Annotated in this window: 21 protein-coding genes; 2 read left to right on the plus strand and 19 right to left on the minus strand. The window is 54.8% G+C overall.

Annotation, left to right across the window (positions count from 1 at the left end; translation table 11 throughout):
- Positions 1–4: 4 nt before the first annotated feature.
- The 7 genes from aspS to MKY74_RS28575 form a co-directional block, all read right to left on the minus strand.
- Positions 5–1,792: an aspartate--tRNA ligase gene (gene aspS / locus MKY74_RS28545; RefSeq protein ID WP_076176999.1), complete on the minus strand. Its 1,788-nt coding sequence runs from the start codon at positions 1,790–1,792 to the stop codon at positions 5–7.
- 30 nt (positions 1,793–1,822) lie between these two features.
- On the minus strand, positions 1,823–3,088 hold the full coding sequence (hisS, locus tag MKY74_RS28550; protein WP_076176998.1) for a histidine--tRNA ligase: 1,266 nt from the start codon (positions 3,086–3,088) through the stop codon (positions 1,823–1,825).
- 612 nt (positions 3,089–3,700) lie between these two features.
- Positions 3,701–4,159, minus strand: a complete 459-nt coding sequence (locus tag MKY74_RS28555; protein ID WP_076176997.1) for a hypothetical protein — start codon at positions 4,157–4,159, stop codon at positions 3,701–3,703.
- Positions 4,160–4,230: 71 nt separating this feature from the next.
- The gene (locus tag MKY74_RS28560; RefSeq protein ID WP_076176996.1) at positions 4,231–4,737 is read right to left on the minus strand and encodes a type 1 glutamine amidotransferase domain-containing protein; all 507 of its coding nucleotides are present in this window, start codon (positions 4,735–4,737) and stop codon (positions 4,231–4,233) included.
- 288 nt (positions 4,738–5,025) lie between these two features.
- Positions 5,026–5,187: a hypothetical protein gene (locus MKY74_RS28565; RefSeq protein ID WP_163879807.1), complete on the minus strand. Its 162-nt coding sequence runs from the start codon at positions 5,185–5,187 to the stop codon at positions 5,026–5,028.
- Between the two features lie 70 nt (positions 5,188–5,257).
- Entirely contained in the window at positions 5,258–5,704 is a 447-nt protein-coding gene (gene dtd, locus MKY74_RS28570) for a D-aminoacyl-tRNA deacylase (RefSeq protein WP_076176995.1), read from the minus strand.
- 106 nt (positions 5,705–5,810) lie between these two features.
- Positions 5,811–7,988, minus strand: a complete 2,178-nt coding sequence (locus tag MKY74_RS28575; RefSeq protein ID WP_076176994.1) for a RelA/SpoT family protein — start codon at positions 7,986–7,988, stop codon at positions 5,811–5,813.
- Between the two features lie 279 nt (positions 7,989–8,267).
- Between MKY74_RS28575 and uraA the strand changes: the two genes are divergently transcribed.
- On the plus strand, positions 8,268–9,590 hold the full coding sequence (gene uraA / locus MKY74_RS28580; RefSeq protein ID WP_076177016.1) for a uracil permease: 1,323 nt from the start codon (positions 8,268–8,270) through the stop codon (positions 9,588–9,590).
- A 133-nt stretch (positions 9,591–9,723) separates the two neighbouring features.
- On the opposite strand, the gene MKY74_RS28585 is transcribed toward uraA, so the two are convergent.
- From MKY74_RS28585 to MKY74_RS28640, 12 genes are all read right to left on the minus strand, one after another.
- On the minus strand, positions 9,724–11,304 hold the full coding sequence (locus MKY74_RS28585; protein ID WP_076176993.1) for an FAD-dependent oxidoreductase: 1,581 nt from the start codon (positions 11,302–11,304) through the stop codon (positions 9,724–9,726).
- A 57-nt stretch (positions 11,305–11,361) separates the two neighbouring features.
- Complete coding sequence (locus tag MKY74_RS28590) at positions 11,362–12,069, minus strand: N-acetylmannosamine-6-phosphate 2-epimerase (protein ID WP_432206631.1); 708 nt, start codon at positions 12,067–12,069, stop codon at positions 11,362–11,364.
- 38 nt (positions 12,070–12,107) lie between these two features.
- On the minus strand, positions 12,108–13,652 hold the full coding sequence (locus MKY74_RS28595; RefSeq protein WP_076176992.1) for a DUF4127 family protein: 1,545 nt from the start codon (positions 13,650–13,652) through the stop codon (positions 12,108–12,110).
- Between the two features lie 38 nt (positions 13,653–13,690).
- Positions 13,691–14,449 carry a carbohydrate ABC transporter permease gene (locus MKY74_RS28600; protein WP_373319006.1) on the minus strand — a complete coding sequence of 253 codons (759 nt, stop codon included), beginning with the start codon at positions 14,447–14,449 and terminating at the stop codon, positions 13,691–13,693.
- An 86-nt stretch (positions 14,450–14,535) separates the two neighbouring features.
- A complete protein-coding gene (locus MKY74_RS28605) occupies positions 14,536–15,417 on the minus strand; it encodes a carbohydrate ABC transporter permease (protein WP_076176990.1) in 882 nt (293 codons plus the stop codon).
- A 71-nt stretch (positions 15,418–15,488) separates the two neighbouring features.
- The gene (locus tag MKY74_RS28610; RefSeq protein ID WP_076176989.1) at positions 15,489–16,814 is read right to left on the minus strand and encodes an ABC transporter substrate-binding protein; all 1,326 of its coding nucleotides are present in this window, start codon (positions 16,812–16,814) and stop codon (positions 15,489–15,491) included.
- 440 nt (positions 16,815–17,254) lie between these two features.
- Positions 17,255–17,773, minus strand: a complete 519-nt coding sequence (locus MKY74_RS28615) for an adenine phosphoribosyltransferase (RefSeq protein WP_076177014.1) — start codon at positions 17,771–17,773, stop codon at positions 17,255–17,257.
- 111 nt (positions 17,774–17,884) lie between these two features.
- Positions 17,885–20,284, minus strand: a complete 2,400-nt coding sequence (gene recJ / locus MKY74_RS28620) for a single-stranded-DNA-specific exonuclease RecJ (protein ID WP_076176988.1) — start codon at positions 20,282–20,284, stop codon at positions 17,885–17,887.
- Between the two features lie 56 nt (positions 20,285–20,340).
- Positions 20,341–21,297 (minus strand): cation diffusion facilitator family transporter, encoded by a 957-nt coding sequence (locus tag MKY74_RS28625; RefSeq protein ID WP_076176987.1) that lies wholly within the window; start codon positions 21,295–21,297, stop codon positions 20,341–20,343.
- Between the two features lie 159 nt (positions 21,298–21,456).
- Positions 21,457–22,362, minus strand: coding sequence for a protein translocase subunit SecF (secF, locus tag MKY74_RS28630; protein ID WP_076176986.1), 906 nt, complete (start codon positions 22,360–22,362; stop codon positions 21,457–21,459).
- The gene (gene secD, locus MKY74_RS28635; RefSeq protein ID WP_076176985.1) at positions 22,352–23,635 is read right to left on the minus strand and encodes a protein translocase subunit SecD; all 1,284 of its coding nucleotides are present in this window, start codon (positions 23,633–23,635) and stop codon (positions 22,352–22,354) included. Before secD ends, secF begins: the two co-directional genes overlap by 11 nt.
- A gap of 141 nt (positions 23,636–23,776) precedes the next feature.
- A complete protein-coding gene (locus MKY74_RS28640) occupies positions 23,777–24,019 on the minus strand; it encodes a post-transcriptional regulator (RefSeq protein WP_076177013.1) in 243 nt (80 codons plus the stop codon).
- 278 nt (positions 24,020–24,297) lie between these two features.
- Between MKY74_RS28640 and spoVB the strand changes: the two genes are divergently transcribed.
- Positions 24,298–25,932 (plus strand): stage V sporulation protein B, encoded by a 1,635-nt coding sequence (gene spoVB / locus MKY74_RS28645; RefSeq protein WP_076177012.1) that lies wholly within the window; start codon positions 24,298–24,300, stop codon positions 25,930–25,932.
- The last annotated feature ends 12 nt before the right edge of the window (positions 25,933–25,944 follow it).

The following is a 25,944-nucleotide window of genomic DNA, read 5'->3' on the forward strand; positions in this document are numbered from 1 at the left end:
TAACTTAAGAATGAACTTTCTTCTCTTCCCCCGGCTTTTTCACGAGCTTGATGTGAAGCTGTTCAAGCTGCCCTTGGTCGACCGGCGACGGTGCATCCATGAGCAGATCGGTCGCGCTGGCTGTTTTCGGGAAGGCGATCGTTTCGCGCAGGTTGCTGCGTCCGGAGAGCAGCATGACGAGCCGGTCCAGGCCAAATGCGATGCCGCCGTGAGGTGGCGTGCCGTATTCAAAGGCATCCAGCAGGTGGCCGAATTTGTATTTGGCATCCTCAGGCGACAAGCCGAGGGCCGCGAACATTTTCTCCTGCATGTCGCGCTTGTAGATCCGCATGGAACCGCCGCCGACTTCGTAACCGTTCAGCACGATGTCGTAAGCCTGGGCCAGAATGCTGCCCGGATCGGTTTCAAACAGATGCTGGTCTTCGTCGCGCGGACGGGTGAACGGATGGTGCAGAGCAACGTAACGTTTCTCTTCTTCATCCCACTCGAGCAGCGGGAAGTCGACCACCCAGGCAAATTTGAACTCATTTTCGTTGATCAGGCCGAGCTGTTTGCCGATTTTCAGGCGAAGCGCGCCAAGCACGTCAGCTACGACTTTTTTATTGTCAGCGGAGAAGAGCAGCAGGTCGCCTTCTTCGGCCCCGGTACGCTCTTTCAGCGCTTCGATCTCTTCAGGCGTAAAGAACTTCACGATCGGCCCTTTGAACTCGCCTTCCTTGACTTGAATCCAGGCTAAGCCTTTGGCCCCGTAACGGGCCGCGAACGGACCCAGATCGTCGATTTCCTTACGGCTCCACGTGCCGCAGCCTTTGGCGTTCAGCACTTTGACTTCTCCGCCTTTTTCGACGACGGAAGCAAACACCTTGACGCCGCTCGAAGCTACCAGGTCGCTGACTTGGATCAATTCCAGCCCAAACCGGAGGTCCGGTTTGTCAGAGCCGTATTTGTCCATCGCTTCGGCATAAGTCAGGCGTTGGAATGGCAAAGGAATGTCTACGTTAATCGTTTCTTTGAACAGGCGGGCCATCAGCTGCTCCATCATGCCCAGAAGCTCGTCCTGGTTCATAAAGGACGTTTCGATGTCCACCTGCGTGAACTCCGGCTGCCGGTCGGCGCGCAGGTCTTCGTCACGGAAGCAGCGGGCGATTTGGAAATAACGCTCGATGCCGCCTACCATCAGAAGCTGTTTATACTGCTGAGGGGACTGCGGCAAAGCGAAGAACTCGCCTTCATGCACCCGGCTCGGTACGAGATAGTCGCGTGCGCCTTCCGGGGAGCTTTTTGTCAGGATCGGCGTTTCGACTTCAATAAAGCCTTCTCCGTCCAGGAAGTCACGGAAGATCTTCGATGCTTTGGAGCGGAGCAGCAGCGTTTTTTGCATTTCCGGACGGCGAAGGTCCAGATAACGGTATTTGAGGCGAAGCGACTCGTCAACTTCCACACCGTCTTCGATGAAGAACGGAGGCGTTTTGGCGCCGTTCAGCACTTCGATCTCGGTAATCTGCACTTCGATTTGGCCGGTCGGCAGGTTCGGGTTGACCGTTTCTGCGTCGCGCTGCACAACTTTACCTGTGACGGACAGCACGTATTCGCTGCGCACTCGGTCGGCGATGGCGAGGGCTTCGCCGGAGTATGCCGGATTGAATACGATCTGCACGATGCCGCTGCGGTCCCGCAGGTCGATAAACAAGACGCCCCCGAGGTCACGGCGGGTTTGCACCCAGCCGTTTAATGTTACCGTTTCTCCAATGTTCGCGGTGGTCAGGCTACCGCATTGATGGGTCCTATGCATGTTTTGTCATTCCCCTTTTAATTGGTATATTTATTCAGCCTTATCGGCGGATTTACGTAATGCCAAATGCAGTTCGCTGAGCTTCACCGTCTGCTGCTCGCCGGTTTCCATCGACTTCACGGCGATTTCCCCGCGCGACAGCTCGTCGTCCCCGAGAATCGCGGTATAACGCGCCTTCAGGCGGTCAGCGGACTTCATCTGCGCTTTCATCTTGCGGCCCAGGTAGTCACGCTCTGCGGCAAAGCCTTCCTTGCGCAGCAGGTACAGCTGCTTGGTGATTTCGCGGTCGGCTGCTTCGCCTAGGGCCACCAGGTACACGTCCAGCGGCTTCACCGCTTGAAGGTCGATCTCCTGCTTGTCGAGGATCAGCAGGATCCGCTCGAGGCCAATGCCGAATCCGATGCCCGGCTGGTCCGGACCGCCGATTTCGCCGACGAGGCCGTTATAGCGCCCGCCGCCGCCGATCGTATCGATCGCGCCGATGCCCTGCGCCTTGTATTCGAAGGCGGTGTGGGTGTAATAGTCCAAGCCGCGCACCAGCCGGTGGTTGACCTTGAAGTCGACCTCCATCGCGGTGAGGTACGCCTTCACCTGCTCGAAGTGGGTGGTGCACTCCTCGTCCAGACTGTCCAGAATCGATGGCGCATCGACGAATTTGTCCTGGTCGATCTTGCAGTCCAGCACCCGCATCGGGTTGCGCTCCATCCGCGACTGGCAGTCCTTGCACAGCGTGTCTTTCATCGGCGTCAGAAACGCGAGCAGCTTCTCGCGGTACGCCGCCCGGCTGGCGGGATTGCCCACGGAGTTGATTTCCACGGTCACGCCCTGCAGGCCGAGGTCTTTGCAGAACTGGTATCCGAGCGAGACGACTTCCGCATCGATGGCCGGATCCACTGCACCGAACGCCTCGATCCCAAACTGGTGGAACTGGCGGTAACGTCCCGCCTGAGGACGCTCGTAGCGGAACATCGGGCCGATGTAGTAAAGCTTGGTGACATCGGGTTCACCGTACAGCTTGTTTTCGACGTAGGAGCGGACCACGCCGGCAGTGCCTTCCGGGCGCAGCGTCATGCTGCGGTCGCCCTTGTCCTTGAACGTGTACATCTCTTTTTCGACGATATCCGTCGTTTCGCCAACGCCGCGTTCAAACAGTTCGGTCTGCTCAAACATCGGCGTGCGGATTTCGCGGTAATTGAACCGCCGGCACAAATCTCTGGCTTTTTCTTCGACAAACTGCCATTTCTCCACCGTGCCCGGCAGCAAATCCTGCGTGCCCGTCGGTTTTTGGTAAGCCATAGCAACCCCTCTTTTCATAGATCATTTGTGGCTAGACAAAAAAATCCCTCACCCCTGCGCTTGAACAAGCCAACAGGGACGAGAGATCGTTATTCTTTGATTCCCGTGGTACCACCCACATTCCGGATACTTCTTATGTATCCGCTCCAAACGATTAACGCCCGTTCAGCGCAGCACGTCTACTCATGATCTGGAACAGCGCACATCCTGCGCTGCAAGCCACTTTCGCCGCCTGTTCTCGGGGAAGTCATTCATCCGGTCATCCATAGAATCCTCTCAGCCTAAGGGATTCCTCTCTGCATGGTGGGGCACGGACTACTTGGTCCCGTCATCAAATCGATTTTAGATTATTTTTAGATTGTAATGAACCGCTGCACTAAAGTCAAGAGCCTCTGTCACAAATTGGATGCAGCTGTCAATTTACAGACTTTTCAGCAAAGAAAAAACCTACAATCCATATTGTAGGTTCAATAAGGTAATATATTAAAAAAGGGGGTCATGCTGTTATTATAGACAGCCAATATTAAGGAAATATGAAACTAATATTACAGTTATATTACATAAAAGAAAGCGCTTTATCCGGCGCTTTCTTTGCATCGGTTTGTGAGGAAATCAGTCGAAAATTTCCACATAACCGCCGCTTGCCCGCAGTTTATTGACAACGTCCTGATAAGAATCGTCAGGCACTTTGGCAGCAAGGACGTACTCCAGGTCCCGGTAGTCCTCATCGTCCCGGGACACGTCCACCGCTCCCGAGAGCAGGTCGCCTCCCTCGTCCGCACGGCGTTCGCGGTCCTCCTCGGACAGCTCGTCCGGATCCCGGTCGTCCACCACAGGGATGCCTGCGGCCGGGTAAGCGGTAGGCACGCCTACCGCACCTGACGTTCCTGCAGCATTGGAGCTGCCGCTAAAATTGACGGGGGCGATTGGAAGCAGGATGCGGCGGTCACTGCCGATGCCCTCCCCAAGCCGGCTTACCTCCAGGTGCTCCGTTTGGAAGCCAATCAGCTTCGTTTTTGCGCTTTCCGCGTCATCCTCGGTTTTGAAGTACGCTTGAATTTGCTTCGTCATGATACATTACCTCCATCTCTATTTAAAATCATGAATCACAAAACGAAAGCTTCCAAGGCACTCCCGGAGCCTTACAGCACGTTCAGCAGTTCCCGGACAAAGGCCGGTTCGTCTTTGGGAGTCCGTGAAGTGATGAAGTTGCCGTCCAGGACGACTTCCTCATCCTTAAATTCCGCGCCGGCGTTCACCATGTCATCCTGCAGCGGCGGGTACGAGGTGATCGTTCTACCTTTCAGCAGACCGGCGCTGATTAAAATTTGCGGGCCGTGGCAAATCGCGGCGATCGGCTTGCCGGCGCTGTTGATCTCCTTCACGAAGTTCAGCACATCCTTGTTCAGCCGCAGGTTCTCCGGAGAAGAGCCTCCGGGAATGACGACGGCATCATAATCGGCCGCCTTCGCGTCCGCGATAGCTTTGTCCGCCGTATACGAGGCTTCGCCGTTTTTACCGGTCAGCTTCTCACCCTGCTGGAGGCCGATAATATCCGTGTCATGGCCCGCTTTGTTGACTTCATCATATGGGACTTTCATTTCCGAATCTTCAAATGCGTTCGCTAGTAAAAATGCAACCTTGCTCATGGAATATCGTTCTCCTTTCATGGATAAGTGGTCCACGCCTTGTTATTACCCGAAACGAGCACGTTTATAACATGCTCGCGGATTCCATTCGCGAGGAAAGAAAGGAGAAGAGGCGGAATTTTCGGTTTGCAAGCTGATCAAGTCATTTTGGAGGTGGATATTCGTAATAAACTTGGGGCCGATCATCTCAAATAACTGCAAAGGGCTCTTTTCCACAGAAAAGAACCCTCTTTCGCAACAAAAGAGGGTTCTGCTCGGTTCTATTTACTTGAAACAATCATGGGCCGACTACCGGATGGTCTGCTGCCGACCGATTCCCTTCGTGTACAAGGTCCATAAGGGAAAAGGGATTTCCCGTACAGCCTGCATCGTCTTGGCGGCCTCGTGCAGCGAGGCGACCGGCGCAAGCGGCAGCGACTGCAGCGTCTGGGTCTGAACGGATTGGCGCATATTGGATGAACTCCTTATGTGTATATAAATGGCGGATGCTCATCCCTATTTTGCCCGATATTTACCGTTTCTATGCCCCTTTGCTGTCGATAATCAGCGTGACCGGCCCCCAGTTGGTAAAGGTGACGTCCATCATCGCCCCGAACCGGCCGGTGGCGACCTCAAGCCCTTTGTCTCTGAGCTCGCGGTTGAATTGTTCGTACAGCCCCTCCGCGATATCCGGTTTGGCCGCGGCCATGAAGTTCGGACGTTTGCCTTTGCGGCAGTCGCCGTACAGGGTGAACTGCGACACGGACAGTATGCCCCCGCCAACTTCCATGACGCTGTAGTTCATTTTCCCCTCATCATCTTCAAAAATGCGCAGCCCGGCAACCTTATCAGCCAAATATTTCGCGTCTTTCTCCGTATCCTCATGGGTCACGCCGACGAGCACCATCAGCCCCTGGCCGATCGCCCCCATGACCTCCCCATCTACCGTAACCTGCGCTTCCTTACAGCGCTGTACAACCACTTTCATGCTGTCTCTCTACGCTCCTTCGCTTGTTCCGCTCCCTGGGCACCTGAGTTGTCAACGTATGCTCCGGTGAGCAGTGTGCATTCCCCAGGCCCCTTACTGAATATCCTTACTGAATGATCCGGTGTACGGTGTACACATCCTTCACGCGCTTGATCCGTTCCACGACCGACTGCAAATGATCGGTGTTGCGGATCAGGATCGTCATGTGGATGAGCGCCATTTTGTTTTTGTCCGAGCGCCCGGTCACTGCGGAAATGTTCGTTTTGCTCTCCGATACCGCCTGAAGCACCTCGTTCAGTAGCCCGTTCCGGTCATGTCCCGTAATTTCGATATCGACGCTGTAATTCGCCTCGATCTCGGTTTCCCACTCGACTTCGATCACGCGTGCGGCTTCTTCACCGTCGCCCGACGCCGGAATGTTCGGACAGTCCGAGCGGTGCACCGATACGCCGCGGCCGCGGGTGACGTAACCGACGATGTCGTCGCCGGGCACCGGATTGCAGCAGCGGGCGAACCGCACGAGCAGGTTGTCGATCCCCTTGACCCGGACGCCGTTGGTCGGGCGCGATCTCTTCTCGGCCGGCTTGATTTCCTTCTTCTCGGTCGTGAGCTCCAGCAGGCTGGCTTCCTCCTGCTCCTTACGGAGCCGCTCCGTCAGGCGGGTACAAATCTGCGCTGCGGTAATGCCGCCAAAGCCGACGCCCGACAGCATGTCTTCGATATCGTTGAACGAAAACTTTTTCGCCACTTCCAGCAGCTTCTCGTCCGTCATCCATTCAGAGATGTCCAGGCCGCGGCCCTTCAGCTCGCGCTCGACCATTTCGCGGCCCTTCTCCACGTTCTCTTCCCGTTTTTCCTTCTTGAACCACTGCTTGATCTTGCTTCGCGCATGCGAAGATTGGGCAATCTTCAGCCAGTCGCCGCTCGGTCCGTAAGAATGCTTGGACGTCAAAATCTCAACGATATCCCCGGTTTTGAGACGGTGATCCAGCGGTACGATCCGCCCGTTCACCTTGGCCCCGATGGTCCGGTTTCCGACCTCCGTATGAATCCGGTAAGCAAAATCCAGCGGCACCGAGCCGGAAGGCAGCTCAATGACTTCGCCTTTTGGCGTAAACACAAAAACAAGATCCGAGAAAAAGTCCATTTTGAGCGATTCCACAAATTCCGAAGCGTCCTTGGCTTCATGCTGCAGCTCCAGAATTTCGCGGAAAAAGGTCATTTTATTCTCAAAGTTGCCGCCGACGGCGGTTGTACCTTCTTTATAAGCCCAGTGGGCCGCGATCCCGTACTCGGCGGTGCGGTGCATTTCCCAGGTCCGGATCTGAACCTCGGTCGGCTCACCGTTAGGTCCGACTACGGTCGTATGCAGCGACTGGTACATGTTGGCCTTCGGCATGGCGATATAGTCCTTGAACCGGCCCGGCATCGGCTTCCACAGGGTATGAATAATTCCCAGGGTGGCATAACAGTCCTTAATGTTATCCACAATAATACGGATCGCGAGCAAATCGTAGATTTCGTTGAACTGCTTGTTTTTGGTCGTCATTTTATTAAAGACGCTGTAGATATGCTTTGGCCGTCCCGACAAATCGCCCTCAATGCCCATTTCCTCCAGCTTTTCGCGGATCCGGACGATGACGTTTTCGACGAACTGCTCACGCTCAGCCTTTTTCTTGTGGATCAGGTTGGCGATGCGGTAATACTGCTGCGGATTGAGGTAACGGAGCGACAAATCCTCCATTTCGCTCTTGATCGCTGAAATACCGAGACGGTCGGCGATCGGACAAAAGATTTCGAGCGTCTCATAAGCGATCCGCCGCTGACTCTCCTCGGACTGGTATTTCAGTGTCCGCATATTGTGCAGGCGGTCGGCCAGCTTGATGACGATGACACGAATATCCTGCGCCATCGCGATAAACATTTTACGGTAATTCTCGTTCTGCTGTTCTTCCTTGGAACGGAACTGGATTCGCTCCAGCTTGGTCAGTCCATCGACAAGCATGGCACAGGTGGCGCCAAATCGGGTACGGATATCCTCGAGCGATACGGTCGTGTCCTCGACCACGTCATGAAGAAGCGCGGCGACGATGGAGGTCGTATCCATCATCAAGTTCACGACAATATCTGCAACCGCAAGCGGATGCAGGATATAAGGCTCGCCTGATTTGCGCACCTGACCGTGATGGGCCTGTTCCGCAAATTCATAGGCTTCCCTGATGCGGTCCAAATCCGGCTCTTTTATATAGGCTCCAGCCTTTTCAAGTAATCGCTCTATGCCCATTCTAGTCGTTTCCGTTTCCCTTCTATATAAAATAGAACCCGCGTCATAATCCATCTTTGCAGGTTCTGTCATGTAATGATTTTATATAATTATGACGCTTGAACGGCGTTACGTCAACATTTCCTGCCAGGAACAGGAAGCCTGGGAACAACAAACAAGTTTTTTGGCCAAATTGCGCCCCGGGAGTGAAAAAAAAGATTGAAAAATGTCATAATTCCAGATAAATTAGATTGAATGAATTTATTGATATGGACGAAATCACGTATGGGAGTGAACGAATTGCAACGCGAAATTCAAGTCAATGAGAAGCTTCCGTTTGGACCGGGGCTGCTGCTCAGCCTGCAGCACCTCTTCGCCATGTTCGGAAGCACGGTGCTCGTGCCGAACCTGTTCGGCGTCGATCCGGGCATGATCCTGCTGATGAACGGGATCGGCACCCTGCTGTACATCCTGATCTGCCGGGCCAAGATTCCGGCGTATCTGGGCTCCAGCTTTGCTTTCATTTCTCCGGTGCTGGCCGTGCTCGGCAACAATCCGAAGGAAAATTACCCGCTGGCCCTGGGCGCCTTCATCATTACGGGTATCATCTTCGTCATCGTGGGCCTGATCGTCCAGTTCGCGGGAACGGGCTGGATCGACGTCGTGTTCCCGCCGGCCGCCATGGGCGCGATCGTCGCCACGATCGGACTGGAGCTGGTGCCGACTGCGGCAGGCATGGCCGGACTGCTTCCGAAGGCAGACGCGGCTTCCGGCGCGATGACCTATGACATGAACAGCATCATTTTATCCATGACGACGCTCGGCGTAACTGTCATCGGCGCGGTTCTGTTCCGCGGATTTCCGAAGATCATCCATATTCTGATCGGTATCGTCGTCGGATACGTCCTGTCCTTCTTTATGCCTGGCATGGTTAATAAGGACGCGATCGCCAGCGCCCACTTCCTCACGATGCCGACGGTCACCACGCCAAGCTGGGACTGGGCCGCCATCATGACCATCATCCCGGTATCCCTGGTTGTTATCGTCGAGCACATCGGCCACCTGCTAGTAACAAGCAACATCGTCGGCAAAGACTTGTCGAAGGATCCGGGACTGAACCGCTCGCTGCTGGGCAACGGCATTTCGACCATCCTTTCCGGCTTTGTCGGCTCCACGCCGAACACGACGTACGGGGAAAATATCGGCGTCATGGCGCTGACCAAAGTATATTCGGTCTTTGTCATCGGCGGCGCGGCCGTCATCGCGATCCTGCTGTCCTTCTCGGGCACGGTCTCTTCGGTTATCGCGAACATTCCGACGCCAGTCATGGGCGGTGTATCCCTGCTGCTGTTTGGCGTCATCGCCGCTTCCGGTTTGCGAATCTTCGTCGAGCAAAAGGTCGATTTCTCCAAGCCGACCAACATGATCCTGGCGACGCTGGTTCTGGTCGTCGGCATCAGCGGCGTTCAGCTCAACATTGGCCCCGTTCAATTTAAAGGCATGGCGCTCGCCACGGTCGTGGGCATCGTGCTCAGCCTGTTCTTCAAGCTGATTGAGGTCACCGGGCTGTCCAATGAACCGGGCGGCAAAGAGCAGGAACTGGTAGAGAAAATTCCGGATTGAGTAAAAAGGGATCGGAACAACAGTTGAACCGCCAACCCACAAATAAAAAGCAGACGTAACGCAAGAAAGCCGGACAAGCATCCGAAAGATGCCGTCCGGCTTTTTCGTATATTTATGGCGTAAATCAGGGCATCTACATTTCCAATGTCCCTTCCGGCCAGTGAAGCTGAACCCCATATCGCTCCAGCATCGCCTGGTAATCGCATAAATGCGCTGCCGAGGCCCTTACTTCACGCGGAGGAATGCCGTGCATCACCGCATAAGCGGCTAATAGTCCCGCGGATTCGCCGATGTTCCATTCCGTCTGATGCAGCCGGTAGCAGCCATTGGCGATCTGCGTCATGCCGATATTTTTGCATGCCGGAAGCAGGTTGGTCATCCGTACCGGAATCAGCGATCCGAGCGGAATTTCATAAGGATAGTTCGGAATAAAGAAAGCCCGCTGGTTCACCGTCGTCGGATGCAGGTCCAAATAATAGCTTCCGACACCGACGCTGTCCTCATACCGCTTGATTCCATTAGCGCCGCGAAGCTCCTGACTGACATCATGCTCGGTGATCGTGTACTGCGCGCGGATCCGCCGCGACTCCCGGATATAAGGGGATTTCGCCAAGCCGTCTTCCGTGCCGAGTACATCGCCTCGCAGCCGGATGCCTGGATACCCGTATCCCCCGTCAAGCCGGGGAGCTTCGGTCTGCAGCCAGTACACAAGCGACAGAGTAAGCCCGCGGGCCGCCTCCAGATGACGCTTGCGCTCCTGCTCCGATACACCGATCACAGGCCCCAGATAATAATCGTTCATCGGCCAGTTAAGCAGCGTCACCTCGCCGTCGCTCAGCGGCACGCGCCACAGGGAGGGGTCCACGATCCGCCGGTAATCCCACAGCGACATGATCCCCTGGTCGTTCGGAAACATCGTAAACCGCCGCAATTTGGACGTATCCTCGGCTTCGTTCGCATACCAGCTTAAGATCGGATACGTGGAAAATGAGGGCTTGTATTCATGCCAAAAATCATAGCTGTCGGGCTTCGGGATCGTAAAGTTGCCGTCTGGGATGTATTCCACAGCCGCCACATGGGTGATGGACTGCATATCGAGCGGATCGGCTTCCTCCAGCGCGTGCGGCTCGTTCGTTTCGCTGCGCGCCTCAGCTCCGCTCACATATTCCGCACCGGCCAGGGGAAGAAGCTCTCCGTTTTCCGTAGCGTCCAGAAAATACGCGCCTCTCAGCTTATAGCTGGTCTGCCCATCTGTCTTCTCCACCGTTACCGACGCCACCTGATCACCTGCCGTCTCGCAGTGAACAGGGCGCGTGTTAAGCAGCACCTGGATCCGGCGGGTATTGACGTACGGGGCCAGCATATCCTCCAGCACCTGCAGGGCAACCTTCGGCTCATGCGCCACCCTGCTGACCCAAGCGTTCCCCGGATTGAGCTCCGGGTCGTTTAGCGCCTTCTCGTTGAGCGGGTAGTTGCGTTTGTAATAATCCCTGACCCGGTTTCTGAACTCCCGGTAGGATGCCGTACAGCCGAAGCTTTCGATCCAGCGGTGCTCATCGGGAGGAACCGCCTGCGAGGTCAGCTGCCCTCCGATCCAATCGGTCTCCTCGGTCACGACCACCTTCATCCCGGCTTTGGCCGCCGCCAGGGCGGCTGACGTTCCGCCGAGTCCTCCGCCGATGATAATGACATCAGCCACCAGCTCTTGAATCAACGTTATCCACGCTCCTTTCCTTATTAGCCAGTCATATTCAGTGGACGCCCGTCCTTCTCATGCTCTCAGCGACTGGGCCGCCTTCCGGGCCGCGTTCGAGAAGCGCCGCGTGATCTGCTGCGGTCTGGAAATGGCCCCGCCCACCACGACGGCGTGCGCGCCGAGCTTGAGTGCCTCTTCGACCTGGTAAGGCTCGTGAATCCGGCCTTCGGCAATGAGCGGAATGCTCAGCCGGGCCGCCGCTTCTTCAACCAGCTTCAGGTCGGGACCTTCGAGCTGCGGCGAATAATCCGTATATCCCGACAGCGTCGTCGATACGCAGCTGACGCCGAGGGAAGCGGCATGAACGGCCTCATCCAGCGTCGAAACATCCGCCATGCTGGCAACGCCCGCCTGCTTCATCAGCTGGATCAGATCCTCCAGCCGGGCTCCGCCGGGCCGACTACGTCCCGTCGCGTCAAAAGCGATCATGTCCGCACCAGCCTCAAGCAGCTCCTCCACCTCCTTGAGCGTAGGCGTAATATATACGTCCGATCCCGCATACTCCCGCTTGATGATCCCGATGACCGGGATCGAAACCGAAGCCTTGATCGCCCGGACGTCGTCCGCCCCGTTGGCCCGGATCGCCGAAGCTCCGCCTTCTTCGGCGGCCTTGGCCATGCGGGCCATAATGTGCGCACCGTGCAGCGGCTCATCCGGCAGCGCCTGGCAGGATGCGATCAGGCAGTATCGCAGAGATTGCAGTATTGGCTCCAGTATGTCCACCCTCTCTCATCTTTTTATGTGGCTTATCAAAGCCACTATTATCTATATATCGGCGGTTTCACATGAAAACGCGCTTGTAGTCCTACTTCGAAAGTACGGTTCCAGGGCATGAAGCAATCCGTAATCTCCACCACCCCTTGATCGCTGTTAATGCGCTGATCCAGCATTTCCCCAAGGCGTTCCTTGACCAGCCTGGACACTTCGCCGCGCTGGCCGTCCAGTTCGAATACGCTGAGCCCCAGCTGCTCAACCAGACCGGCGTTCAGCTCCATCCGGACACCCGCGCAATAGCAGACATCCTCGGCATACCGCAGCGCCAGAAAGTCAAGGTGCTCCTGCGTCCTGCCATAATGCAGGTACAGCATGGATTGTGAAATGACCGTTCCCAGCGAATTGGAGCTCGTATTCCATCCGGCATAACCCGCCAGGTTAAACAGCATCCCTTTTTGCCGCAGCAGCTTCACCAGCTTCAAATCGCCGCCGTTCGCATATCCGACGTCCGCGACAGCTGTCGGCGTGCCGTGAACCTTCATCACATAATCCCCATACTCCACCAGCTCGATAATATTCCGGTTGATGTCATAACCGAAGAACGGGTGCTGCTGGGACACGGCTTCGACCATCGTTTCACCCGGCGTATTCACGAGCAGCACCAAGTCTGACTCGCTGCAGCCGGACCCGATTAAGCCGCCCGCCGCCATGATTTGATACTTCAGCGTCTCATAGAAGTACCGGTCCTCGTACAGCGGTGTGACAAAGCTGCCCTGAACCGCAGCAAGGCGCGGATAAATGAGCGGCGTGCTTCCCTTGATTTCGTTGACCATGCGAGCCAGCAGGGTGCATCCGACCTCATCGGCGCCGGGATACATGTAAGCCCGCAGCTCCACATCGAGCTCAGAGATTTGCGCTCTGACCTTCTGCTGATCCTTGGCCGTATAACCGTATGGCGCCGAATCGTCTTGAGGGAAAATCATAAAATCAATGCTGCCGTCTGCAATCACATCCAGCACGCGGCCGATTGCCTCGATGTTCACCGCCCTGCGGTCCAGATAATCCTGCAGCACATCAGCGGGCAGCCGGGTATCGATCTCGGCCAGTTCCATGCTTTCTTCCGCCGTGGCCAGCCCCAGCTCCTGCCGGTGGCTGATAAAGCCTTTGCGGAAGATTTCCCGGCCCCAGTCGCCATAGTACTCCGGCTCCTCATCGGCGATCGAATACTGCGGACAGCGCATGATCAGCTGAAAGGCAAAGAGCCGCAAGTTCGGATTCCGTGCCTTCAGCCGCCGCAGCCGGTCCACCCGGTTCGCAAGCTCCCCCGGCTTCAGGTAATGCAGGCGCGACGGGATGATGCCGCCGTACAGCAGCGTGTCTATGGCGACGATGGCCCCGTCGGCGTCAGCGGCCTCCTGTTCCAGCCAGGCCCACAACCTTTCGGTATCGCCCGGGCGCTTTTTGAGACCCATCATGTCCATCGGCGGCCGGACCATCTCAAACTCGGTTCCCTGCGCCAGCATATACGGGAATTCATAGTTGCAGGGACGTTCGTCCAGAGGGACGAACACCAGTTTGTGACTTTTCTCCATGTCTGCAAGCTTCCTTTCCTAGCGTAAATTAGCCCATCTTACCCCTTGATCGCGCCCGCCATGCCTTCCATGTAGTAACGCTGGGTAAACAGGAACACGATAATAATCGGCAGCACCGAGATCATTGTTCCCGCTGCGATCCATCCGAAATTGTAGGAGAACTGGCCGTTCAGGTACGTCAGCGCCGCGGCGAGCGGATACTTCTGCGGATCGTCCAGCACGACGATCGGCCACAGGAAGTTGTTCCAGAACGCCATCATCTCCAGCAGCGAAATGACCGCAATCGCCGGCTTCACCAAGGGCAGAATCAGCTGCCACCAGATCCGGAACTCGGAGGCACCGTCCATTTTCCCCGAATCCCGCACGTCCGAAGGAATCCCGAGAAACGTCTGGCGCATCAAAAAGATGTTGAACACCGACACGGCCGAAGGCAGTACGACCCCCAGAAAGGACCCGGTTAAATGCAGAGACTGAATCGTCAGATAATGCACGATCATCGCCGTCGAAGACGGGATAATCATCGTGGCCACCAGTAAGGTAAACACGAGATCCCTTCCTTTGAAGCGAAAGGTCGCCAGCGGATACGCGGTCAGGCTGGAGAGAACGACGTTCGTCACAACCCCGAGCACCGTGATCACGACCGTATTATAGATATACTTCGGAAAGTTCATGAACTGCCAAACCTTCACGTAATTGTCGAAGTCAATGAACGTCGGCAGGATGGCCGGCGGGTTGGCGAACACGTTTTTCCCTGGCATCAAAGACACGCTGAGCAGCCAGAGAAACGGTCCCATCATAAACAGAGCCAGCGCGACCAGCAAAATATAGACGATCGTCAGCCGAACCCCTGTCTTCACTTGCTTCATCCCACGATTCGCTATCATCAGTATGGATTGACACCGCCTTTCCGGTTAAATCGGAACACGAGCACGCTGAATATGGCGATAATGACGCTGACGATGAGCCCCAGCGCCGAGGCGTACCCGAAGTTGAACTGTTCCAGACCTTTTTGGAAAATATAGACGCTCGATGTCAGCGTTGATGTACCCGGTCCGCCTTTGGTCAAAATATAGACCTCGTCAAAGACGCGGATCGCCCCCATCAAAGAGATCAGGGTACAGAATAAAATGTGGGGTCTCAGCAGCGGAATCGTGATGTTCAGAATCAACCGCAGCCTGCTCGCTCCGTCCACCCGCGCCGCTTCGTACAGATCCGAAGGAATGCCCTGGAGTCCAGCCAGGTACAGCATCATGTAATAGCCCAGGCCCTTCCACATCGTAATGAACATAAGCACGAACAGTGCTGTACTGCTGGTGGCGAGCCAGGATACCTGGTCGCTGATGATTCCTACTTTAATCAAAAGAAAATTGACGACCCCGTTGTTGCTCAGGAGCCAGCTCCAGATCAGCGCCACGGCGACCATGGAGGTCACGACCGGAATATAATAAGCGGTTCGGAAGAACTTCACGCCCGGGATTTTCCCGTTGACCAGAATCGCCATCAGGATGGACAAAATCTGGATGATCGGAACGACGATCACGTACAGCAGCGAATTCCACAGCGAAATGATGAAATTGTGGTCTTTAAACGCGTTCACAAAGTTATCGACACCGACATAATGCGTTTCGGAAATAACCGAGTAGTCCGTGAAGGACAGCGGGATACCGTAAATAATAGGCCAAAATACGAATACAGCGACAACCAGAAGTCCCGGGGCCATAAAAGCCCATGCCGTGAATGACTCCGACCGCATCCATTTGTACACTCTGTGATCACCACCTAACTAGAATGTACGGGGGAACCCAGTCCCCCGTACGCCTTCCGTCTAAGGGTCCCTTACTTCTTAAGCACCCCGTTGACTTCCTGTTCCATTGCATCCACCGTCGCTTTGACATCAGCCCCGTTCAGGAAAATTTTCTGCAGGCCGCGGGCGATGGCGGAGTTGATATCCCCTGCGTTCGGCACGCCGACCATGTAGTCGACCGCCTTATCCAAGCTGTTGGCCGAAGCGATCTTGGCTTCCGCCTCCAGCGATTTGTCGGTTTCCGTAAAGAACGGATCCTTGATCGATTCCTTGGTGGACGGCAGCGTGTTGGCCGCTTTGGAGAATGACGTCTGATTTTCGGCATTCGTTACGAAGACCGCAAACTCGACCGCTTCCTTCTGATGCTTCGACTTGGCCGGAACGACCAGGTTCATGGAGTTGGACAAGCGGACATCGGCTTTTCCGGTCGGCAGCGGTACGGCAATCGTGTTCTTATACACGTCCGGGGCCGAAGTCTTCAGGAAGTTGATGAAGGTCGGACCGGCCAGCTCAAAGGCCACCTGCTCCCCGGAGTAATATTGGATCTGCTTCGTGAACGGAACGTCTTCTTTCATGATGACGCCGTCGGCGATGTTTTTCTGAATCGTTTCGATCATGCTGGTCATCTCAGGTGTGTTAAAGGCTGCGGCCGTTTTGTCATCATTCAGAATCGGAATACCGTTGACCGGAAGCAGCTTCGAGGCAAACTGCTGCGAATATCCGAGCTTACCGGTTTTCGCCTTCACTTGGCGCGCCCAATCGGCCAGCTCCTCCATCGTTTTCGGCGGATTCGCCGGATCCAGGCCGGCTTCCTTCACGATTTTCGTGTTCATAAAGAGAACCTCGGTGCCTGTATACCAAGGTAGGGCATAAGCCTTGCCGTCGATAACGGTGGAGTTGAAGATGCCGTCGAAATAAGCTCCCTTCTCTTCATCCGTCAGGAACCCGTTCAAATCGAGCACGGCTCCTTTGGAGCCCATCTGGCTGGCAAATTCGGTGTTCAGGTTCACGACATCCGGGCTGTTGCCGCTGGCGATGCTGGTCAGCAGCTTGTTGGTCACCGCGTCATAAGGATAGTCTTTCCAATCGATCGTGACGCCCGGATGACTGCTCTGGTAATCGGCAATGAGCTTATTGAAGTAGTCCGTGAATGTAGGCTGCAGCGCGATGGTCCAAAACTCCAGCTTGACCGGATCGCTGCTCTTCGTCTCGGTGGACGGCTGCGGTTCGGAGGATTGCGATGGCGGAGCATCCGCCTTATTCCCTCCTCCACAAGCGCTGAGTACGACCGACAACAGCATGACAGACAGCAAAGTCAGAACAAATCCTCTACTTCTACCTCTTCCCTGTTTCCTCATTAGCAATGGCCTCCCCTTTGATCATAAAAGATGATTCCAAGCATGTGTTTCCTGCTTTAGGCAGATTATAGCAAACCGCATAAAAATAAAAAAGATATTTTTCATATTTATTAAAAAAAGTGGAGTTATTTTCCCAAATAGATTTATCAAGCTCCGTTTCTAATGCAGCCACTTTTCAACAAAAGCTCAATATATGGCAGCGGCAAACTCTGCCGCTCCACAGCGAACCTGCGTTCAAGCCTGATGAGACGAAATCAGCGCTGCTCCTTTATGTGCGCATAATTCCCCGGATCTTATTGTAAGTAGACTCAGACGCAACTATATACTGAGTGCACAGGGGCGCCGGCATCCTATCACAAGAACAAAAAAAGAGCCGCCTGAAAGTCATTTCGACTTCAGACAGCTCTTTGTTTATTTCCCGGGAAACGAACTCCCGGTTTTTAATCTTCGTAGGACATGAGGGAGAATACTTCCACGCCAGGCAGCTTGTCGCGTCCCTTCAAAGCTTCAAGCTCAATCATGAACGCCGCCCCAACCACGTTGCCGCCCAGTTGGTTAACCAGATTTACGGATGTGGAAATGGTTCCGCCCGTGGCAAGCAGATCGTCAGCGATCAGAACGTTTTGGCCTTTCTTGATCGCGTCGGTGTGCATGGCCAGCTTATCCTTGCCATATTCGAGATCATAACCGACTTCAATCGTTTCGTAAGGCAGCTTGCCGCTCTTACGGATCGGCGCGAATCCGACGCCCAGCGCGTATGCAAGCGGCGCCCCGACGACGAAGCCCCGGGCTTCCGGACCGGCAATGACATCGATCTGCAGATGAGACACCATGGCCTTGATGTCATCGATGGCCTTTTTGTACATTTCCCCGTTTTGAAGCAGGGTCGTAATATCTTTAAAACTGATTCCAGCCACCGGGAAGTCCGGAATCACCCGGATATAATCTTTGTAATTCAACATAATCTCTCCTTCTAGAGTTTTACGAAGTAAAACAGACTTCGTAAGCGTTACTTGGTTTTACGAAGAAACGGACCCTCGTAAGCATTCATTTCGACCGATTGTCTCCGGTCACGAAGCTCCCTGCATGCGGGCAATGAACCAGCTCGTGACCTGCGGCGTGCTGGCATACAGCAGATGCTGTTCCATTTCCGCCAAGTTCCCTAGCGCAAGGAAATGGCGGGATGAAGCCAAATCACGCTTGGGCGGTTTAGGAATAAAACGGATAAGGCCTTCCTGCCTGTCTATAAAAGAAAGCTCCTCGAACACATCCATCATCTTCGTCACCATGCGGATGCTGCACGATGCCTGCTGACTGAGCCTCGATAAGGCGGTTTCTTCTTGGACGGGCTCGGCTGCGATTCTTGACAACAATATATAGAGCTTCTTAAACTGATCCCTGTCCGGCACAGAGAGTCTTTCCCTCTTATGTACCTGATGAAGCAGAAATACGTTGGACAGTTTCGGAAAAGAAAACAGAACCGCATCCAGCTGCTCCGTCGTCTCCGGCGCGTTCAGCATGAACAGCGTCGTTACGTCGTCCTGGCCGGACCGCTCCTCGTTCGGATGATACGCCAAAATTCCAGCATTCTTATCATATACCCAAAGGGTGGATTCATTCAAACGGATTTTTGCCGGATCCAGAATCTCCCGTTCCAGCACCGCCGCCACCTGCGTCGGCCCCAGTCTGAAATGCGAACCGATCAGCTGGCTGACCCGGTCGATCTCCTGCCAAGGATCCTTGGATCCGCGCAGGTCAAACACCTGCGGCTGCGTAAGCTTCAGATCCTGCAGCATCAGCTGCGGTCTGCGCGATCCGTTCCATTCATTGACGCTCATTTCGCCGAGCAGATCGAGCTCCGCGCCTTCCATCAACACTTCGGCCAGCTCGCCTTTGCCGAACGCGACCACTTCCAGGCGGATGCCGTCCTGCTGAACGAGCAGCTTGAGGTGCTTGCTGTCACGTCCCATCTTCCGGGTCTCAAGAAGCCTGCAGTTTCGAAAAATAAACTTGGGCACAGGATTGGCCATACCGAAGGGCGACAGCATTTCCATCTCATCGATGACCGACAAGGGAACGTCCGACAGCCGCCATTCTCCGTCTGATGCCGCGACGGGAATAAAATCGGATTCGGTCAGAACCCCGGCGGCATACTCGTTCAGCGCCTGCTCGAACGCATCCAGCTGATCCCTGTGCAGGCTCATGCCCGCAGCGGACGGATGGCCGCCATAATGGTCCATCAGCGATTTGCAGGAGGTCAGCGCCTCATAGATGTCGAGCCCCGGAATGGAGCGGGCTGACCCTTTGCACATGCCGGTATCCGGATCTATACCCAATATGATGACCGGGCGGTAATACCGTTCCAAAATTTTGGAAGCGACAATGCCGACGACGCCCACATTCCAGCCTTCTCCGGCCAGCACGATCACGTCGGGCACCCGGCTCCCATCGGTCTTGGCCAGAAGCTGGCTGGTCGCCTCCTGGACGATATCGTCGACTACCTGCTGCCGCTCCTTATTGAGTTCATCCAGCCCATGGGACAATCTTAATGCCTCATCCTCGTCTTCCGTCGTCAGCAAGGCTACGGCCGATCCTGCATGATCCAGCCTCCCGCTGGCATTAATGCGCGGGGCCATGCCGAAGGCGACATTGGTCGATGTAACATTCCGCATCGTAATGCCCCCGACTTCCATGAGGGCGCGGATCCCCGGAAACGCAGAGCTGCGCATCTGCTCTAAGCCGCGGCTGACCAGGATGCGGTTCTCGCCGCTGAGCGGCATCAAGTCCGCAATGGTACCGATGGCCACAATTTCCGTCCATTCCACTGGCGGCTGGCCGAGCATCGCCTGGGTCAGCTTGTAAGCCACCCCGACCCCGGCCAGGCCTTTAAACGGGTATGGGCAGTTCGGCTGCTTCGGATTGATCAGCGCATAGGCGTCGGGCAGCACTTCCGGAGGCTCGTGGTGGTCGGTGACGATCACATCCATCCCGAGCGAGTTGGCATACGCGATCTGCTCGACGGCGCTGATGCCGGTATCAACTGTGATAATCAGGCTGACTCCCTGCTGATGCGCCCAATCCAGCGCATGGTTGTGCAGTCCGTACCCCTCATTGGAGCGGTGCGGAATATAGATATCGTAGGACGCTCCAAGATAGCGCATGAAATGAATCATGAGCGAAGTACTGGACACGCCGTCAGCGTCGTAATCCCCGTAGATTAATATATGTTCGCCGGTCTCGACCGCTTTCTGAATCCGTGGAACAGCCTCCTTCATGCCGAGCAGCAGGAACGGATCATGCAATGCGTCCAAACTTCCGTTTAAAAACAAGGCGGCTTCCTCTGCACTGTTAATTCCTCTGGCCGCCAACAGCGAGCCTACAAGAGGAGAAACCGACAGCTCCTGTGCCAGCAGTCCCGCCTTCTCCGGATCCGCTTCGGAAGTCCGCCATTCATATTTTGAATCAAACAATCGTCTTCACCTTTCTTTCCCCGCCCCGTCTTCTGTTCGTATAAGTCATGAGCAAGCTATTGGAGCAGTGTCGGCTGCTCATTATCCGTCAGATGATGGTTCGACTTGTACGGATAACCGGGATCATAAGGGACGACCTGGATATTTACGATGCTGACATGCAAAAAACGGTGCATCAGAAGCTTCTTGACCCGGTCGGCGATCTCGGCGCCTTCCTGGACGGTAATCCGCGGATTGACGCTGATCTTCAAATCGATCGTAATGTAATGTCCCTGCTCCGATGCTTTCAGGTCATCCACCGTAATGACGCCGTGAACCCGCTGCACCGTATCGATAAAATTAATCGCGTCCTCCTGCTCGGTCTCCTGCACCAGCTGTCCGTACACGGAGCTGACGATGAGGCGGTAGCCTCTGCGCAGCAGCAGCGCCGCGACGATTAGAGCCGAGATGGAATCCATATACTGCAGCATGGACCAATGAAAGGCGCTGCCGGTCATCGCCAAAATGACACCGATCAATACCGTGATGGACGAATACAAGCTGAAGCGGTGGTTGTCGGCGTACACCGTATGCATGCCGTCACCCTGCTTCTTGGATTGGCGGTACTGGAACTGAAAGAGCGCTTCTTTGACCGCAAGCGAGACGAGTATCGCAATCAGCGTAAACTGCCCGGGTGTCTGCACACGGCCTGAAGCCAGGTCCCGGACCGCCGCTACGGCAATTTGCAATCCGCCCATCAGCACAAGAACCGAAAACAAAATCGCCAGAATCGGCTCTGTTCTTCCGGCCCGCAGATCAGACTGCTGCGCACTCCGGAGCTTTGATGACGTCCGCCATGGAATGCGCCGGGCCAGTGCGCCGGCTGCGTCCGATGCGGAATACAGCGCATCTCCCAGCAGTGCCTTGCTCCCTGTAAAATATCCGACCACGCCTTTGAACAAGGCAAGTAACAGTTCACCGGCAATTCCCGTCCAGGCGACGGTACCCGATGGATTTGAACGCTCTATACTCATGAAAGCCTCCCCCCGGCAATCTGAATACCGATTCTGATCTGTTGTTTGAAAAAGATATGACATTCACGACAATAAGTTTAGATAAAGTCAGATAAGTTCCAGCGGAAAAGCCGCGCCCAATCAGACGCGGCTTTCCTTCATAACATTCGCTTCACAAGGTTACGCCTTGGAAGGTTTGGCTGGCTTGGCACTGGTCTTTTGTTTGCTTTTGAATACGAGCCACAGCGGACTGGCGATAAAGATCGAAGAATACGCTCCGAACAACAGCCCGATAACCATCGCCAACGAGAACATCTTGATCGATTCCCCGCCAAACAGGAACAGGAAGAAGGCCGCAATAAACACCGTCAGCGCCGTATACAAGGAGCGCATGAGCATCTGGCTCACGCTCTTGTTCATAATAGCTTTCAAATCGTCTTTGGTCTTCTGCTTGCCGAACCGCAGATTTTCGCGGATCCGGTCGAAAATAACGATCGTATCGTTAATGGAGTAACCGATGATCGTCAATACCGCCACGATAAACGTCAGGCTGACTTCCAATCGGAAGATCGAGAAGACGGCCACGACCATGAAGGCGTCATGCAGCAGGGCCACGATGGCCGCCAGGGCGAACCGCCATTCAAACCGGATACTTACATAAATGATAATCCCGATACAGGAAATCAGAACCGAGTAAATGGCATTCCGTCCGAGCTCCTTGGCCATTTCCGTATCGACCGTGTTGATTTCGAACGATGCTGTTTTATCCAGCTCCTGGATCGCGGACTTGAGCTGTTCACTCTGGTCTTCGTTAAGCTCCTTGGTAAAACGGATGTTGACCCGCTTGTCCCCAGGAGCAACCGTTGCGCCGTCGCTGAGGTGGATCTTGTCCAGCAGCGGCTCAACTTCAGCCTTCGTCACGTTCTTCGACAGCTTGACGTCCACATTGGAGCCTGCTTGGAAATCAACGCCGTAGTTTAATCCAAAAGCGGAAAGGGTAATGATTCCCGCAATCGTCAGGACGATGGAGAAGATGAACGCATACTTGCTCATCTTCATAAAATCGTAATCTTTTTTAAAGTGCACGAATATCACTCTCCTTTACCCCGAACTGCTTCGGCTTCTTCAGCACGCCGGCTTTAACCAAGAGGTTGAGCAGGTAATGGGTGAAGTACACATTCGTGAGAATACTGAGTACGATTTCCACGATCAGTACCAGCGCAAAGCCTTTGACGGCGCCTGTACCGAAGGCAAACATAACCGCTCCGACGATAATGGTTGTAATGTTGGAATCGAGAATCGTACGGAAGGACGACTTGTTCCCTGCTTTGACCGCAGACATGACGCTCTTGCCGTTCCGCATTTCTTCCCTGATCCGTTCATTCGTAATGATGTTGGCGTCAACCGCCATCCCGATACCGAGAATAAACGCCGCGATCCCCGGCAGGGTCAGCGTAAAGTCGGCCCAGACGAAGACGAGAATGAGCAGCCAGGTGTGGGCAATCAGTCCGAAGCTGGCGATGACACCCGGCAGGCGGTACATGCCGATCATGAAGATCAGAATCAGGATGGAAGCGATGATACCCGCTTCGATCGTTTTATGCAAAGACTGCATGCCCAGCGTAGCGCCCACGCTCTGAGAGTACTTCTCCGTCAGCTTCAAAGGCAGCGCCCCGAGGTTGATCGTATCGCGGATCTGGTTCGCTTCGTCAATCGTATAATTGCCCGTAATCGATGCTTTGCCGTCCGTCAGCTCCTGCTGTACGGTCGGAGCGGATAAAAGGGTATCATCCAGGAAAATGGCAAGCTCTTTGCCAAGCAAACGTTTGGTCACGTCGGCAAATTTCTTTTTATCTTTGACTTTGATATCGATTTGCGGCTGGTTCAGCTGGTTATAACCCACCTGTGCGCCGTTTTCCACGAAATCGCTTCCGATGAGTTCGATTTTACAATAGAGATCCTTCGGATCTACCGTGCCGTCTTTCCCCGCTTCGGGAGTCTTACAACCATCCGCACTGCGGAAAGTCAGCGACGCCGGCTCCTTCATTTTCTTGCGGACCTCGGCTTCGTTCGTCACGCCTGCGATTTTCAGACGGATCCGGTTTGTGCCCTCAGTGGTAACTTCAGGCTCGCTCGTTCCGAGTGCGTTGGCGCGTTTCTCCAAGCTTTCCGCCGTCCGTATGAGGGACTCTCTCGTAATCTTCTGCCCCTGCTCCAGCGGCTGGGCCTCATACAGAATCTCAAAGCCCCCTTTAAGATCGAGACCGAGTCGTACGTTGTCGAGCAGCGCAGGGCTTGTCCCAGCCATGACCGCAATCGATACGAGCACGACGATGATGAAAGTGACAATTCTTTTCATGCCGTTCCTAGTTCCCCTTTCGTTCTCAATATTCCTATTATAGCCATGCGCCAAAAGGCAGTCAATTTATCAATATTTGTCGTTTTCCGATTTTACTGTATCCCTCATCTCTTTTAACACAAACAGAAAAAAAGATCCCTTTCAATCGAAAGTGGATCCTTTATATGCGGATATAGTCATAAAATTCATAAACGTCATCACTTTCAAAGAGAGTATATCATTGACCAGCATGTAGAGCGGAGGAATCCCTTCCTTCTCGTATTTGACGCTGACGCAGTTCCAAATATCCTTGCTGGTTACATGCTCGTAGCCGACGAGTCTGAATTCCTCCGCCTTGCTGCGGCAGAGCGATTCAATCGCTTCCTCCAGCTGCCTGTCGTTCATTTCCTCAGAGCTCACTCTACGGCCTCCTCTCGATTGCCTCTTTCCACGCACGATCTGTTCTGGATGTCCTACAGTCCATTGTAGCACTGATTGGTTCTGTATTCGACCCCATCGCCTTCGATTCCTTCTTTTGTCCAAATGTTACCGGAAAGGATGAATGAGTTGGGACAGGTTCAGCATATCCATTAAACAAGGTCTGACATTACCAAAAGTGGCAGCACAGCTTCGACACGGGAAGAGGGAGTGGACAATTGAACAAGCATCCTAAAAATCCAGGCATCAAAAAGCAAACCTTTATCCAAGGCACGATGATTTTGCTTGCCGCCGGCATCGTGAACCGCATTCTCGGGTTTATACCGCGCATCGCCCTGCCCCGGATCATCGGCGCCGAAGGGGTGGGGATTTATCAGCTGGGTTATCCTTTTTTCCTGGTGATTATGACGCTGATTACTGGGGGTGTCCCGCTGGCGATCGCCAAGCTGGTGTCGGAAGCGGAAACCGAAGGTAAACCGCAAAATTCAAAGTATGTCCTGCGGGTCAGCCTCGCGTTGACGGTGGGTCTCAGCGTGCTGTTTATGGCTTTATGCCTGTGGCTGGCCCCTTGGATCACGACAACGATTATAACGGATTCCCGCGTGTACTACACCTTTGTCAGCATGACGCCCATGCTCGTTATCGTGGCCATCTCGTCCGTCTACCGCGGCTATTTCCAGGGAAGGCAGAACATGATTCCGTCTGCGACCTCTTCGATTATCGAGACCGTTTTTCGGATCGTGTGCACGCTGTGGTTCGCCTACCTGCTGCTGCCAAAAGGAATAGCTTATGCGGCTGCCGGAGCCATGCTTGGCGTGATGGCCGGGGAATTTTTCGGGCTGCTCGCCCTGCTGTGGCAGTACCACCGGGACGAAAACTGGCTGTCGTCCAGGCAAGCCCGGAGAGAGAAAGCAGAGCAGCACAAAAAAGCCGGCCTTGAAGACAGTTCCGGCAGCCAGGTCAGCCGCGGATTGTTTCCACGTCTGCTTGGCATCACCGTACCAGTCACCGCCGGGCGTTTGGTCGGCTCCTTTTCTTACCTGCTTGAATCGATTATTACAGCCCAGAGCCTAGCGCTCGCCGGTGTTGTCACTGCTGTAGCAACTGCCCAGTATGGCGCGCTGCAAGGCATGGTCATCCCGCTGCTGCTGCTTCCGGGCGTACTGACCTCGTCCCTCGCGGTCTCGCTTGTGCCTTCGCTGTCCGAAGCCGCCGCCCGCAAAGACAAGCTTACGATTCACAAACGGTTAAACCAGACGATCCGGCTCGCGCTCGTCACCGGCGCCCCCTTTGCCGTCATTATGTATGTCCTTGCAGAGCCGCTGTGCCTGCTGCTGTACAACAATGCGGACATCTCCAACATGCTGCGCACGATGGCGCCATTTGCGCTGTTTCTGTACGTTCAGGCACCGCTTCAGGCCACCCTGCAGGCGCTGGACCGGCCAAGCCGCGCCCTGTTCAACACCTTGATCGGAGCCGTCCTCAAGCTGTTCCTGATCTGGTACCTGTCCTCCCAGCCGGAGTACGGCATTTACGGGGCCGTTATCGCGATTATCATCAACAGCATCGTGGTCACGTTCCTGCACGGGTTCAGCGTCAGCCGGCTGCTCGCCTACCGATTCCGGATGTTCGATCTGCTGAAGCTGGCGGGAGCCATGATTATCATGACGGGCATTACCCAATACGGCTATCTCCATCTGCCACTGGGAGGAATCGTTTGGATCCGCTTTTTGGCAGCCATGTCTATAGGCATGATCGCTTTTCTGGCCGCCGTATTTGCTTTAAAGCTGGTGTCCTTGCGGGATCTGTCCCGCATGCCCTACCTTGAAAAATGGTTCAAACCTAGAAATCCAAGAAACCCCAAGACGCCTGCCGCCTGATCCGCAGCACGG

It is taken from the genome of Paenibacillus sp. FSL R5-0378 (assembly GCF_038009285.1).
GTDB classification, from domain to species: Bacteria; Bacillota; Bacilli; order Paenibacillales; family Paenibacillaceae; genus Paenibacillus_AQ; species Paenibacillus_AQ favisporus.

Bases quoted from the DNA above. Each gene is read 5' to 3' on its own strand.
- aspS (WP_076176999.1), bottom strand. From the start codon at position 1,792: ATGCATAGGACCCATCAATGCGGTAGCCTGACCACCGCGAACATTGGA.
- hisS (WP_076176998.1), bottom strand. From the start codon at position 3,088: ATGGCTTACCAAAAACCGACGGGCACGCAGGATTTGCTGCCGGGCACG.
- MKY74_RS28555 (WP_076176997.1), bottom strand. From the start codon at position 4,159: ATGACGAAGCAAATTCAAGCGTACTTCAAAACCGAGGATGACGCGGAA.
- MKY74_RS28560 (WP_076176996.1), bottom strand. From the start codon at position 4,737: ATGAGCAAGGTTGCATTTTTACTAGCGAACGCATTTGAAGATTCGGAA.
- MKY74_RS28565 (WP_163879807.1), bottom strand. From the start codon at position 5,187: ATGCGCCAATCCGTTCAGACCCAGACGCTGCAGTCGCTGCCGCTTGCG.
- dtd (WP_076176995.1), bottom strand. From the start codon at position 5,704: ATGAAAGTGGTTGTACAGCGCTGTAAGGAAGCGCAGGTTACGGTAGAT.
- MKY74_RS28575 (WP_076176994.1), bottom strand. From the start codon at position 7,988: ATGGGCATAGAGCGATTACTTGAAAAGGCTGGAGCCTATATAAAAGAG.
- MKY74_RS28595 (WP_076176992.1), bottom strand. From the start codon at position 13,652: ATGGAGAAAAGTCACAAACTGGTGTTCGTCCCTCTGGACGAACGTCCC.
- MKY74_RS28600 (WP_373319006.1), bottom strand. From the start codon at position 14,449: ATGATGGGACCGTTTCTCTGGCTGCTCAGCGTGTCTTTGATGCCAGGG.
- MKY74_RS28610 (WP_076176989.1), bottom strand. From the start codon at position 16,814: ATGAGGAAACAGGGAAGAGGTAGAAGTAGAGGATTTGTTCTGACTTTG.
- MKY74_RS28625 (WP_076176987.1), bottom strand. From the start codon at position 21,297: ATGAGTATAGAGCGTTCAAATCCATCGGGTACCGTCGCCTGGACGGGA.
- secD (WP_076176985.1), bottom strand. From the start codon at position 23,635: ATGAAAAGAATTGTCACTTTCATCATCGTCGTGCTCGTATCGATTGCG.
- MKY74_RS28640 (WP_076177013.1), bottom strand. From the start codon at position 24,019: ATGAACGACAGGCAGCTGGAGGAAGCGATTGAATCGCTCTGCCGCAGC.